The organism is Streptomyces sp. HmicA12, from assembly GCF_000373565.1.
GTDB lineage: Bacteria > Actinomycetota > Actinomycetes > Streptomycetales > Streptomycetaceae > Streptomyces.
In genome coordinates this window covers 1-13,798 of the sequence record NZ_KB891852.1, presented here as the reverse complement: position 1 = coordinate 13,798, position 13,798 = coordinate 1, and the positions used below count along the sequence as shown (strand labels likewise).

Sequence of the window (13,798 nt, the reverse complement as noted above, 5' to 3'; positions counted from 1 at the left end):
CGGTCGGACTTTGTACGCCATCAGAGCCACCGGAACGACCCGACGACCTGATGGTGGAAGAAGCAGTCGTCCCTCCCCTCAACTTGACGTACTCGTTGGGGAAACGGTTGCCCCGGATTCCCTTACGAGTGACATCGAAATCGAATCGTTCTAAGGCTGAGCCTCCCCGCGGATCACCGCGAGCACTCCATCGAGCTCGTCCGCCTTCACGAGCACGTCCCGTGCCTTCGAGCCCTCGGTGGGCCCGACGATGTTCCGCGACTCCATGAGGTCCATCAGCCGCCCGGCCTTCGCGAAGCCGACCCGCAGCTTGCGCTGCAGCATGGACGTCGACCCGAACTGGGTGGAGACGACCAGCTCGGCCGCGGCGCACAGCAGCTCCAGGTCGTCGCCGATGTCCTCGTCGATCTCCTTCTTCTGCTTCGTCCCCACGACGACGTCCTCGCGGAAGACGGGCGCCATCTGGTCCTTGCAGTGCTGCACGACGGCGTGGATCTCGTCTTCCGTGACGAAGGCGCCCTGCATACGGGTCGGCTTGTTGGCACCCATCGGGAGGAACAGGCCGTCACCCTTGCCGATGAGCTTCTCGGCGCCGGGCTGGTCGAGGATGACGCGGCTGTCGGCGAGCGAGGACGTGGCGAAGGCGAGGCGTGAGGGCACGTTGGCCTTGATGAGGCCCGTGACGACGTCGACCGAGGGCCGCTGCGTGGCGAGCACCAGGTGGATACCGGCGGCACGCGCGAGCTGCGTGATCCGCACGATCGAGTCTTCCACGTCCCTCGGCGCGACCATCATCAGGTCGGCGAGCTCGTCGACGATCACCAGCAGGTACGGGTACGGCTTCAGCTCCCGCTCGCTGCCTTCGGGCGTCTTGAGCTTGCCGTCCTTGATCGCCTGGTTGAAGTCGTCGATGTGCCGGTACCCGAAGGCGGCGAGGTCGTCGTAGCGCAGATCCATCTCGCGCACGACCCACTGGAGCGCCTCGGCGGCCCGCTTGGGGTTCGTGATGATCGGCGTGATCAGGTGCGGGATCCCCTCGTACGCCGTCAGCTCGACGCGCTTGGGGTCGACGAGGACCATCCGGACGTCCTCGGGGGTCGCCCGCACCATGATCGAGGTGATCAGGCAGTTGATGCAGGACGACTTGCCGGAGCCGGTGGCACCGGCGACCAGGATGTGCGGCATCTTCGCCATGTTGGCCATCACGTAGCCGCCCTCGACGTCCTTGCCGAGCGCGACCAGCATCGGGTGGTCGTCCTCGGCCGCGTCCGCGAGGCGCAGCACGTCGCCGACGTTGACCATCTCGCGGTCGGTGTTCGGGATCTCGATGCCGACCGCGGACTTGCCGGGGATCGGGCTGATGATCCGGACGTCGGGGGACGCTACGGCGTAGGCGATGTTCTTGGCGAGGGCCGTGATCTTCTCGACCTTCACGGCGGGGCCGAGCTCGATCTCGTAGCGCGTGACCGTCGGACCGCGGGTGAAGCCGGTGACGGCGGCGTCGACCTTGAACTCGGTGAAGACGTTCGAGAGGGAGTCGACGACGGCGTCGTTGGCGGCGCTGCGCGACTTCCCCGGTCCGCCGCGCGTGAGCAGGTCGAGCGACGGCAGGGCGTACGTGATGTCGCCGGCGAGCTGGAGCTGCTCGGCGCGCGGCGGCAGGTCCCGCATCTGGTCGGGCGCGGACTTGGTGAGGTCGGGCACGGCGAGCTTGGACGGCGTGTCGGGCTCCGTCGCGACCCGCTCGGCCTTCTTGGCCCGCGCGGTCGGTACGGGCGCCGTGCGCTCCGGCGTGGAGACGTCGCCCGAGCGCTCTCCCGCCTTGCGTTCCCCGCCGACACCCTGGGTGAGGTCGGCGACGAGCGGCGACGGCGGCATGCCGTGCAGCACGGCCCCGTCGAGGGCGGCGGCAGCGGCGGCCGCCACGTCGACGGCGTCCATGGGCCGGTCCATGGCGGGCTGCACGGACGTGCGCCGGGGCCTGCGCCGCTTGGAGAGGGCGTCTTCCTCTATGCGGTCGGGGTCGTAGTCCTGCGGGGCGTCCAGAGCCGCGGAGCGCCGCCTGCCCCGCACGGGGGTGGCCTCGCGCCACTCGTCGTCGTACTCCCCCGCCACGGCGTCCTCGACGATCGTGTCGTCGTGCACGATGCCGAGGCGCACACCGAGCAGCCGCAGCCGCTGCGGGATCGCGTTGACGGGCGTCGCGGTGACCACCAGGAGCCCGAAGACGGTGAGCAGCACGAGCATCGGGACCGCGAGCACCTGGGTCATGGTGAAGCTCAGCGGTGTCGCGACGGCCCAGCCGATCAGGCCGCCCGCGTCCCTTATGGCCTGCATGCCGTCGCTGCGCGCGGGCGAGCCGCACGCGATGTGGACCTGCCCGAGCACGCCGACGACGAGCGCGGACAGGCCGATGACGATCCGCCCGTTCGCCTCGGGCTTCTCGGGATGCAGGATGAGGCGCACGGCGATGAAGCCGAGCAACAGCGGCACCAGGAGGTCGAGCCGGCCGAACGCGCCGGTCACCAGCATCTCGACGAGGTCGCCGACGGGGCCGCGCAGACTGGACCAGGTGCCGGCGGCGCAGATCAGCGCGACGCCGAGCAGCAGCAGTGCCAGACCGTCCTTGCGGTGCGCCGGATCGAGCCCCTTCGCGCCACGCCCTATGCCGCGGAACATCGCTCCCACACTGTGCGCGACCCCGAGCCACAGGGCGCGTACGAGCTTGTACAGGCCCCCGGTGGGGTTGGGTGCCGGCCTGGGAGCGACCTTCTTGGCAGCGGCCTTCTTGGCGGGCGCCTTCTTCGCCGCGGTCTTCTTCGCGGGCGCTTTTCTCGCAGGGGCCTTCTTCGCCGGAGCCTTGGTCGGCGCGGCCGCCTTCTTCGCGGGCGTCTTCTTGGCTGCGGGACGTGAGGCCATAGGTGTGAGGTTACCGGGGGAGGCCACCAGGGACACGTGTGCCCGCGGCTTCACCCTTTTGTGTCGCGGACCGACGCCGTAAGAAGTGACGCTCCCTCAAAGCCTGGTCGAGGGCTCAGTTCTGGGACGGGAGGGACGGCGTACCGCTGCCCGTACCGGGCTCCAGCGCGTCGAGCGCCCTGCGCAGCCCGGTGAGTTTGCGCTCCAGATGCGCGGCCGTGGCCACCGCCGCCGCGTCCGCCGACTCGTCGTCGAGCTGCTTGGAGAGCGCCTCGGCCTGCTCCTCGACGGCCGCGAGCCGCGCCGACAGCTCGGCGAGCAGCCCCGCGGGCTCCTTCGCGTCGCCGACGGCCTTGCCGCCGCCCTCCAGCTGGAGCCGCAGCAGCGCCGCCTGCTCACGGAGTTGGCAGTTCTTCATGTAGAGCTCGACGAAGACCGAGACCTTCGCGCGCAGCACCCACGGGTCGAACGGCTTGGAGATGTAGTCCACCGCGCCGGCCGCGTACCCACGGAAGGTGTGGTGCGGCCCGTGGTTGATCGCCGTCAGGAAGATGATCGGGATGTCCCGTGTCCGCTCCCGACGCTTGATGTGCGCCGCGGTTTCGAAGCCGTCCATTCCCGGCATCTGGACGTCCAGCAAAATGACCGCGAAGTCGTCCGTGAGCAGCGCCTTGAGCGCTTCCTCCCCGGACGATGCCCGCACCAGCGTCTGATCGAGCGCAGAGAGGATGGCCTCCAGCGCCAGCAGATTCTCCGGCCGGTCATCGACCAGGAGGATCTTGGCCTTCTGAACCATGGCCCGCCCTCCTCGCCCCGGCATGGGGCCGCCCCTGTCCGCAGGACTCGGGGAGGCTCCTGTCGCCGCCCCGGGGAACGACTCCCTTGCGCCGCCCGTCCTTGTGCCGGTCATGGTAGCCGCACCCCGCCTGTCGCCACACCCTGTCACCGCGATGTCACTGTGCACGTAGCAGAAACGCAGTGGGGGACCAGAAGGTTCCCCGAATACCGCACTTCTACACGGCTTCGGCCACACTCAGTCAGCAACTCCGCGTGAATGTTCCGGTTTCCGGTCACTCACCGCGCATCCACTGCTCCATCACAGAGAGCAAATGATCCGGATCGACCGGCTTCGTGACGTAGTCGGACGCACCGGACTCGATGGCCTTCTCCCGGTCGCCCTTCATCGCCTTCGCGGTGAGCGCGATGATCGGCAGTCCGGCGAACTGCGGCATCCTGCGGATCGCCGTCGTCGTCGCATAGCCGTCCATCTCCGGCATCATGATGTCCATCAGCACGACCGTCACATCGTCGTGCTGCTCCAGGACTTCGATGCCCTCACGGCCGTTCTCCGCGTACAGGACCGACAGGCCGTGCTGCTCCAGGACGCTGGTGAGCGCGAAGACGTTGCGGATGTCGTCGTCGACGATGAGCACCTTCTCGCCGCCGAACTGGAACCCGCGTCGCACCTTGGGCGCGGCATTCTGCTCGGCCACGGCCTCCCACGGCTCCTGAGCAGGCTCGGGCCGCCCCGGAAGCGCGGCACGCTGCTCGGGGGGCGTCGTGGGCCTGCGACGGCGCCTGAAGAGCGCTGCGGCGCCGTTCTGCGTCTCCTGGTACGACTTCACCTCCGCCGGTGTCTCCACCTCGGCGGCGGGCTCCGGAGCGGCGTCGAGCGCGAGCGGCCGGCCCGGCTCGACGGCCGGGGCGAGCTGCGCGTAGCCCTGGGGCGGCAGTTCGCTCGGATGCAGCGGCAGGTACAGCGTGAACGTCGACCCGCGTCCGGGCTCGCTCGCCGCGTGGATCTCACCGCCCAACAGGCGCGCGATCTCCCGGCTGATGGACAGCCCGAGGCCCGTACCGCCGTACTTGCGGCTGGTCGTGCCGTCGGCCTGCTTGAACGCCTCGAAGATGACGCGCATCTTGCTGGCCGCGATCCCGATACCGGTGTCGGTGACCGAGAAGGCGATCAGATCGGCGTCGGCCTCCCGCAACGACCCTGCTTCCAGGAGCTGTTCACGGATCGCGTTCGGTACGTCGTTGCCGGCCGGCCTGATGACCAGCTCCACGGCGCCGGAGTCGGTGAACTTCACCGCGTTGGAGAGCAGGTTGCGCAGCACCTGCAGGAGGCGCTGTTCGTCGGTGTGCAACGTGGTGGGCAGTTCGGGCGAGACCCGTACGGAGAAGTCGAGTTGCTTCTCCGCGGTCAGCGGCCGGAACGTGGCCTCCACGTAGTCGACGAGCTGCACCAGGGCGATGCGCGTCGGCGAGACGTCCATCTTGCCCGCCTCGACCTTCGACAGGTCCAGGATGTCGTTGATCAGCTGGAGCAGGTCGGAGCCCGCTCCGTGGATCGTCTCGGCGAACTCGACCTGCTTCGGGGTGAGGTTCGCGTCGGCGTTGTCGGCGAGCAACTTGGCAAGGATGAGAAGCGAGTTGAGCGGCGTACGCAGCTCGTGCGACATGTTGGCGAGGAACTCGCTCTTGTAACGCATCGAGACGGCGAGCTGCTCGGCACGCTCCTCCAGGACCTGCCGCGCCTCTTCGATCTCGGTGTTCTTCACCTCGATGTCGCGGTTCTGCTGGGCGAGGAGTTCGGCCTTCTCCTCCAGCTCGGCGTTGGACGCCTGTAGGGCCTTCTGCCGGTTCTCCAACTCGGCCGAGCGCTCACGGAGTTGCTCGGTCAGCTCCTGCGACTGCTTCAGGAGGACCTCGGTCTTCGTGTTCACCGAGATGGTGTTGACGCTGGTCGCGATCATCTCGGCGATCTGGGCCAGGAAGTCCTTCTGGATCTGGGTGAACGGCGTGAAGGACGCCAGCTCGATCACGCCGAGCACCGTGCCCTCGAAGAGCACCGGAATCACGACGACCTGCGCCGGGGGCGCCTCACCGAGTCCGGAAGCGATCTTCAGATAGCCGCTGGGCGCGTTGTCCACGAGGATCGTGCGCCGCTCCTGCGCGGCCGTCCCGATGAGCGTCTCGCCGGGCCGGAAGGACGTCGGCATGGAGCCCATGGAGTAGCCGTAGCTGCCCAGCATGCGCAGCTCGTACGCGTCCTCCGGCGCGATCGCCGCGTCGGCGCCGTCCTCCAGCGGCATCGCCAGGAAGAACGCGCCGTGCTGCGCGGAGACGACCGGCGTCAGCTCGCTCATGATGAGCGAGGCCACGTCGTCGAGGTCGCGCCGCCCCTGGAGCAGACCCGAGATACGGGCCAGGTTGCCCTTGAGCCAGTCCTGCTCCTCGTTGGCGATCGTGGTGTCGCGCAGGTTCGAGATCATCTTGTTGATGTTGTCCTGCAGGACCTGGATCTCGCCCGCCGCGTCGACGTCGATCTTGAGGTTGAGATCACCGCGGGTCACCGCGGTGGCGACGGCCGCGATGGCGCGCACCTGACGGGTCAGGTTCCCGGCCATCTCGTTCACCGACTCGGTGAGGTCGCGCCAGGTGCCGTCGACGTCACGCACGCGCGCCTGGCCGCCCAGCTGGCCCTCCGTGCCCACCTCGCGGGCCACGCGGGTCACCTGCTCGGCGAAGCTCGACAGCTGGTCGACCATCGTGTTGATCGTGGTCTTCAGCTCGAGGATCTCGCCGCGCGCGTCGATGTCGATCTTCTTGGTCAGGTCACCCTTGGCGATGGCCGTCGTGACCATCGCGATGTTGCGCACCTGGCCGGTCAGGTTCGAGGCCATGCCGTTCACGGACTCGGTGAGGTCCTTCCACGTACCGGACACACCGGGTACGCGGGCCTGACCGCCGAGGATGCCGTCCGTACCCACCTCGCGGGCCACCTTGGTGACCTGGTCGGCGAACGAACTCAGCGTCTTCACCATCGTGTTGAACGTGTCGGCGAGCTGGGCGACCTCGCCGCGCGCCTCGATGGTGACGGTACGGGTCAGGTCGCCGTTGGCGACGGCGTTGGCGACCTGGGAGATGTTGCGCACCTGCATGGTCAGGTTGTTGGCCATCAGGTTCACGTTGTCGCTCAGGTCCTTCCAGATGCCCGTGACACCCGGAACCCTTGCCTGACCGCCCAGTTGGCCCTCGGTGCCCACCTCACGGGCGACCCGGGTCACCTGCTCGGCGAAGCTCGACAGCTGATCGACCATCGTGTTCACCGTCGTGACGAGTTCGAGGATCTCGCCCTTGGCGTCGACAGTGATCTTCTTGGAGAGGTCGCCGCGCGCCACAGCGGTAGTGACCTCGGCGATGTTGCGCACCTGAAGGGTGAGGTTGTTGGCCATGCCGTTCACGGACTGCGTCAGGTCCTTCCACGTACCCGACACACCCTGCACCTCGGCCTGCCCGCCGAGGATGCCGTCCGTACCCACCTCGCGGGAGACGCGGGTCACCTGCTCGGCGAAGGCCGAGAGCTGGTCCACCATCGTGTTGAGGGTGTTCTTCAGCTCCAGGATCTCGCCGCGGGCGTCCACGTCGATCTTCTGCGACAGGTCACCGCGGGCCACCGCGGTCGCGACCTGCGCGATGTTGCGCACCTGAGCCGTGAGGTTGCCGGCCATGCCGTTCACGGAGTCCGTCAGATCGCGCCACACACCGGCGACGCCGGGCACCTGGGCCTGCCCGCCCAGGCGTCCCTCGGTACCCACCTCGCGGGCCACACGGGTCACCTGGTCGGCGAACGCGGAGAGCTGGTCGACCATCGTGTTGATGGTGTTCTTCAGCTCCAGGATCTCGCCGCGGGCGTCCACGTCGATCTTCTGCGACAGGTCACCGCGCGCCACAGCCGTAGTGACCTGAGCGATCTGCCGCACCTGTGAAGTCAGGTTTCCGGCCATGAAGTTGACGGAGTCGGTGAGCTCCTTCCACGTACCGCTCACCCCGTCCACCCGGGCCTGACCGCCCAGACGGCCCTCGGTGCCCACGTCGCGCGCCATACGGGTCACCTGGTCGGCGAAGCTCGACAGCTGGTCCACCATGGTGTTCACGGTGTTCTTCAGCTGGAGCATCTCGCCGGAGACGTCCACGGTGACCTTCTGCGACAGGTCGCCGTTGGCCACCGCCGTCGTGACCTGGGCGATGTTGCGCACCTGCCCGGTCAGGTTCCGGAAGGCCGTGTTGACGGAGTCCGTCAGGTCCTTCCAGGTACCGGCCGCGCCCGGCACCAGCGCCTGGCCGCCCAGCTCACCCTCGACACCGACCTCGCGCGCCACGCGCGTGACCTCGGAGCCGAAGGCCGACAGCTGGTCCACCATCGTGTTGACGGTGTTCTTCAACTCCAGCATTTCACCGGCGACATCGACGGTGACCTTCTGCGACAGGTCACCGCTCGCCACCGCGGTGGTGACCGTGGCGATGTCACGCACCTGGGTCGTGAGGTTCCGGAAGACGGTGTTGACGGAGTCCGTCAGGTCCTTCCACGTCCCGGCCGCGCCCGGCACATTGGCCTGGCCGCCGAGCTGCCCCTCGGCCCCGACCTCGTTGGCGACACGGGTGACCTCGTCCGCGAACGTACGCAGCGTCTCGGTCATCTGGTTGATGGTCTCGGCGAGCTGCGCGACCTCGCCCCGCGCCGACACCGTCACCTTCTGGGACAGGTCACCGTTCGCCACAGCTGTGGTGACCTGAGCGATCCCGCGCACCTGGGCCGTCAGGTTGCCGGCCATGAGGTTCACCGAATCGGTGAGGTCCTTCCACACACCGGCCACACCGGGCACCTGCGCCTGTCCACCGAGCTCGCCCTCGGTGCCGACCTCCCGGGCCACACGCGTGACCTCGGACGAGAACGACGACAGCTGATCCACCATCGTGTTCACGGTGTTCTTCAGCTCGAGCATCTCGCCCGCGACGTGGACGGTGACCTTTCGGGACAAGTCACCCTTGGCCACCGCGGTGGTGACGAGAGCAATGTCACGCACCTGCGCGGTGAGCCGGTACGCCATCGTGTTGACGGAATCCGTCAGATCTTTCCACGAACCCGACATTCCGCGTACGCGTGCCTGACCGCCGAGCTTGCCCTCGGTCCCCACCTCGCTGGCCACACGCGTGACCTCGTCGGTGAACGTGGAGAGCTGGTCGACCAGGTTGTTGACGGTCCGGCCGACCTTCAGGAACTCACCGCGCAGCGGATGCCCGGTCCCGTCCGGCACCTGGGACCGCAGCTCCATGCGCGGAGACAGGTCACCCTCGGCAACCGCCGTGAGCACTCGGCCCACCTCGGACACGGGCCGTACGAGGTCGTCCACGAGCGCGTTCGAGGCATTGATCGCGGCGGCCCACGAACCCTCACAGGCGCCCGTCTCCAGCCGCTCGGTGAGCTTTCCCTCACGTCCGACCATGCGCCGCACCCGCGACAGCTCCCCGGTCAGATGCAGATTCCGGTCGGCCACCTCGTTGAAAACGGCCGCGATCTCCGACATCACGCCATCGCCGTTGACCGTGAGCCGCTTGCGGAAATTACCGTCCCGCATCGCGACCAGACCGGCCAGCAGCCGGTTCAGTGCCGCGGAATCGACCGTCGTCGTGCCACTGCCATTGCGCGATTTCCGCTGTTTCGTCAGGGACTGTCCGCCTTCTGCGCGCGTCTTTTTGCCCCGCGTCGCTGCGCCAGACTCCACTGTGTCCCTCCCGCAGGGATCGACCTGTACTGCTCGGGTAGCTCGGCTGTGCCCAGATGCGCTTCTACCGCCGCATCGACCGTTCGATGCGTCATCTCTTGAAGCTTGCCCAGTGTTTCACCATGGCTGAACCAGGCCATAACAGTTCGGCAGCTTCGCACACCGTCCGCACACCCTCCGGACGGAAACACTGGTGACCGGCATCCGCACGGACGGCGAAGGTAAGTAACCTTGGCAGCGGCTGTCCACCCACCCCGGTCCGCCCGGCTGGGCGGTGGCGGAAAACGAGCGGGCTATCGAGCAGGCATCGGAGGGCGGCCGAGACATGGGTACGGGAGACCTGGGCCTCGACATTCGTACAGCGAGTACAACGAGTACTGCGAGTACAACTCGTACAGGGAGTGCTGTGATCACCGCGCGCGCGGCTGCCACCTTCGAACCTGTCGGGCGGTCCGTCGCGACGGCCCGGTCCTTCGTGCGCGACACCCTCCAGGGGTGGGGCCACTCCGACATCATCGACGATGCGGTGGTTCTGACCAGCGAACTCGTGACAAATGCCGTGGTTCACGCGGGCACATCCGCGGAGGTTCTGTGTCTACGTGGTGAGGACCACGTCCGCATCGAGGTCTCCGACCGCTATCCGGAACGCGAGATCCCGCTCCAGTCCTCGGCGATCAACATGGGCAGCCCCGACCGCGAGGGGGGCCGCGGCCTCCAGCTGTGCGCGGCGCTCGCGGGCCGCTGGGGCGTCGACTATTCGGCCACGCACAAGCAGGTCTGGTTCCAACTCGACCTGCCCGAACGCTCGGTGGGCACGCGCGCCGCGGGCCCCGTGCTCCCCATCGACCTCCTCCCCCTCGCCGACGAGAAGGTCCGCGTCGCTGTCGTGCAGATCGACAAGACCGGCGTGGTGACGTCCTGGAACGAGGACGCGGAGCATCTTTTCGGGTACGCCGCCGAGCAGGTCGCCGGCAAGCCCCTCACCGATTTCGCGGCCTGGCCGCACACTCCGGGCACCAGCACCGGCATCGCCGACGCGCTCCAACTCTCGCGCTGGGAAGGCAGTTACGGCATCCGCGACGCCAACGGCCGCGTGATCCCGGTCTACGCCTCGCACCTGCGTGTCCGCGACACCGACGGCGACCCGTCCACGGTCTGCCTTCTGGTGCGCGACCACGAGCGCGCCGTCCTCCAGACGCCGCTGCGGGTCCCCACGTCCGACACGGCGTCCTCGGACGGCCAGGGCTCCGACCCCTTCGAGGTCTTCATCGGCTCGCCGGCCCCCGACGACCTGGACGGCCTGCTCCAGCGCACGGTCGAGCGCGCCCGCGACATGCTCGACGGCGACTCGGCCTTCCTGCTCCTGGCCACTGACGACGAGACGGAACTCGAGGTCCGCGCCTCCACGGGCCTGCCCTCGGCCCGCCAGCGCTTCGCCCGCGTCCCCGTCGAGGTCGGTCCGGGCCGCTACGGCTCGGCCCGCATGCCCGCCGTCCACGAGGACCTCACCCAAGTCCCGGGCGCCGTACCGCTCTTGAACGGCACCGGCATGCGTTCGGTGGTGACCGTCCCGCTCAAGGTCGAGGGCCGCCTCACCGGCTCCCTCGGCGTCGCGGCCGAATCCCCGGACCGCTACTCCAACGAAGAGGCGCTGCGGCTCCAGTTCGCCGCGGACCGCATCGCGCTGGCCGTCGAGTCGGCCCGCCTCGGCGAGCTCGAGAAGCTCCGCCGCGGTTCCCTGAGCTTCCTGGTCGAGGCGTCCGACCTCCTGGCCGGCACGCTGGATCGCGACCAGACCCTGGCGCTCATGGCCCAGATGACGGTTCCGACGCTGGCCACGTGGTGTGCGGTCTACACGATCGCGGACCAGGCCTCGGAGCCGTATCTCTCGTACGTCCTGCACGAGGACGAGGAGCGCATCGACGGCCTCAAGGCGCTCCTCTCCAAGATCGCTCCGCCGGAACCGGTCCCGACGCCGGGCGCCCGCGTCTGGCCCGCCCCCGCGGACGCGGCTCATCAGGCGGCATTGCGTACGTCGATGAGGAGCCTCGGCCTCAACGAACCGACGAGCGTCAGCTCGGGCATCGGCACCACACTCGCCACGGCGGCCGCGGTCGGCGGTGAGACGGTGGTCCTCCCCCTGGTGGCCCGCAACCGGGTCATCGGCATGTTGACCCTCGGCAAGCCCACGGACGAGCACTTCCGCCAGGAAATCCTGGAGCTGGCCGAGGACTTGAGCCGCCGAGCGGCCCTCGCCCTCGACAACGCCCGCCTGTACTCGGAGCGCATGGCGATCAGCCAGTCCCTCCAGCGCAGCCTTCTCCCGCCGGAGCTCCCGGACGTCCCCGGTGTCGAGGTGGAGGTCATCTACCGTGCGGCCGGCGAGGGCAACGAGGTGGGCGGCGACTTCTACGACCTCTTCCCGATCCGCGACGGCGCGTACGGCTTCGCGATCGGCGACGTCTGTGGCACTGGCCCGGAGGCCGCGGCCGTCACGGGCCTGGCCCGGCACGCCCTGCGCCTGCTGGCCCGCGAGGGCTTCGGCGGCCCCGCGGTCCTGGAGCGCCTGAACGCGGCGATCCTCGACGAGGGCGCCCGCAGCCGCTTCCTCACGCTCCTCTACGGGGAGTTGTGGCCGCAGGAGGACGGCTCGGCGGTGCTGAAGATGGTCTGCGCCGGCCACCCGCTGCCCTTGCGTCTGCGTCAGGACGGCACGGTCGTCCCGTTCGCGGAGCCGCAGCCGCTGCTCGGTGTGATGGACGACCTGGAGCTCTACGAGCAGACGATGACGCTCGACGCGGGCGATGTCCTGCTCTGCGTCACGGACGGCATCACGGGGCGCCGCGAGGGCAGCCGTATGCTCGGCGACGACGGTCTCGCCGAGGTCCTGTCGACGTGTACGGGCCTGACGGCCGGAGCGGTGGCGGCCCGCATCATGCGCGCGGTGGAGCGCTTCGCAGCTGACGCTCCGTCCGACGACATGGCGATCCTGACGATGCGTGTTCCGGGTCTGCACCACGACTGATACCGGAGGGGGCGGGGGAACGAAAAAGGCTCTCGCCCCATATTCGGGGCGAGAGCCTCAATTCCTGAGCCCCCAAGCGGAATCGAACCGCTGACCTTCTCCTTACCATGGAGACGCTCTACCGACTGAGCTATAGGGGCCTGTCGCTTTCGCGGTTTCCCGCTCGGCAACGAGATAAAGCATACCTGAAGTTGGGGCCGCTTCGAACCATCGCTCGGTCGGACAGCGGGGCCGCTCTAGAAGGCCGGTTGAAGCAATCCGCCCAGCGCATTGCAGGTGGATACGACCCGCTGCAACTCGCGCCGCGACAGCCTCGCGTCCACGGGCAGCGCGAGCGTTTCGTCGGCCGCGCGTTCCGTCTCGGGCAGCGCCACATCGCGCCGGAAGGCGGGCATGCGATGCACCGGCGTCTTCACCGGAACACGGCAGTCAACTCCCTTGCCCCGCAGCACCCGGGCAAAAGCGTCCCGGTCCGGCCGCCCATTTCCGGGCACGCGCACGACGTACTCCTGATACGTGTGCCTGTCGCCACCCACGGGCGTCCTCAGACCGCTGAGCCGACCGCTCAGATAGGCGGCGTGGGCCCGCCGTTGGGCCACTTCCTCGTACGGCTTCCAGGACTCCCCGTGCTCCAGCACGAGCAGCCCGTGCCGCTGCCCCAGCCGCCTCAGGCTCTCGATATCAGCGCGGTGCCCGAAGCGATGCACGGCGACCACGGCCACCGTCCGCTCACTCACGCATGCGCTGACGCATGAAGGATCGACGCAGTACGTGTCCGGGTCGATGTCGGCGAAGACGGGGGCGGCACCGGCCAGCACGACGGCTTCGGCGACCTCCGGGTTGCCGAAGGCCGGCACGATCACTTCATCGCCTGCGCCGACTCCTGCGGCCTGCAGCATTCCAACTGTGCCCATGGCCTCGATGGTGGTGGCGCAATGTGAACGACGAGTGACACAAAACAAAAAAGAGCTGGTCCCCGAACCAAAGGTTCGGGGACCAGCTCTTTATCAAAATTTGTTCGGCGGCGTCCTACTCTCCCACAGGGTCCCCCCTGCAGTACCATCGGCGCTGTAAGGCTTAGCTTCCGGGTTCGGAATGTAACCGGGCGTTTCCCTCACGCTATGACCACCGAAACACTATGAAACTGTCAACCGGAGTCGTGGCCCATGACTACGACGGTTGTTCGTGGTTTCAGAACCAACACAGTGGACGCGAGCAACTGAGGACAAGCCCTCGGCCTATTAGTACCGGTCACCTCCACACCTTACGGTGCTTCCAGATCCGG

At 68.2% G+C, this 13,798-nt stretch carries 5 protein-coding genes, 1 tRNA gene and 1 rRNA gene; 1 reads left to right on the top strand and 6 read right to left on the bottom strand.

Annotation, left to right across the window (positions count from 1 at the left end):
- Window positions 1-150: 150 nt before the first annotated feature.
- The 3 genes from B072_RS0140705 to B072_RS0140695 form a co-directional block, all read right to left on the bottom strand.
- A complete protein-coding gene (locus B072_RS0140705; protein ID WP_018535762.1) occupies window positions 151-2,919 on the bottom strand; it encodes a DNA translocase FtsK in 2,769 nt (922 codons plus the stop codon).
- 115 nt (window positions 2,920-3,034) lie between these two features.
- On the bottom strand, window positions 3,035-3,715 hold the full coding sequence (locus B072_RS0140700) for a response regulator (protein WP_018535761.1): 681 nt from the start codon (window positions 3,713-3,715) through the stop codon (window positions 3,035-3,037).
- 274 nt (window positions 3,716-3,989) lie between these two features.
- On the bottom strand, window positions 3,990-9,488 hold the full coding sequence (locus B072_RS0140695) for a HAMP domain-containing protein (protein WP_086020463.1): 5,499 nt from the start codon (window positions 9,486-9,488) through the stop codon (window positions 3,990-3,992).
- 406 nt (window positions 9,489-9,894) lie between these two features.
- On the opposite strand from B072_RS0140695, the gene B072_RS0140690 reads away from it, so the two are divergent.
- Window positions 9,895-12,513, top strand: a complete 2,619-nt coding sequence (locus B072_RS0140690) for a SpoIIE family protein phosphatase (protein ID WP_018535759.1) — start codon at window positions 9,895-9,897, stop codon at window positions 12,511-12,513.
- Window positions 12,514-12,580: 67 nt separating this feature from the next.
- Here B072_RS0140690 and B072_RS0140685 read toward each other — a convergent pair.
- The 3 genes from B072_RS0140685 to rrf form a co-directional block, all read right to left on the bottom strand.
- Window positions 12,581-12,653: transfer RNA gene (locus tag B072_RS0140685), tRNA-Thr, on the bottom strand.
- Between the two features lie 96 nt (window positions 12,654-12,749).
- Window positions 12,750-13,475 carry a DegT/DnrJ/EryC1/StrS family aminotransferase gene (locus tag B072_RS0140680; protein WP_324603845.1) on the bottom strand — a complete coding sequence of 242 codons (726 nt, stop codon included), beginning with the start codon at window positions 13,473-13,475 and terminating at the stop codon, window positions 12,750-12,752.
- A gap of 54 nt (window positions 13,476-13,529) precedes the next feature.
- Window positions 13,530-13,646, bottom strand: a 5S ribosomal RNA gene (gene rrf, locus B072_RS0140675).
- Window positions 13,647-13,798 lie beyond the last annotated feature (152 nt).

Bases quoted from the DNA above. Each gene is read 5' to 3' on its own strand.
- B072_RS0140705 (WP_018535762.1), bottom strand. From the start codon at position 2,919: ATGGCCTCACGTCCCGCAGCCAAGAAGACGCCCGCGAAGAAGGCGGCC.
- B072_RS0140700 (WP_018535761.1), bottom strand. From the start codon at position 3,715: ATGGTTCAGAAGGCCAAGATCCTCCTGGTCGATGACCGGCCGGAGAAT.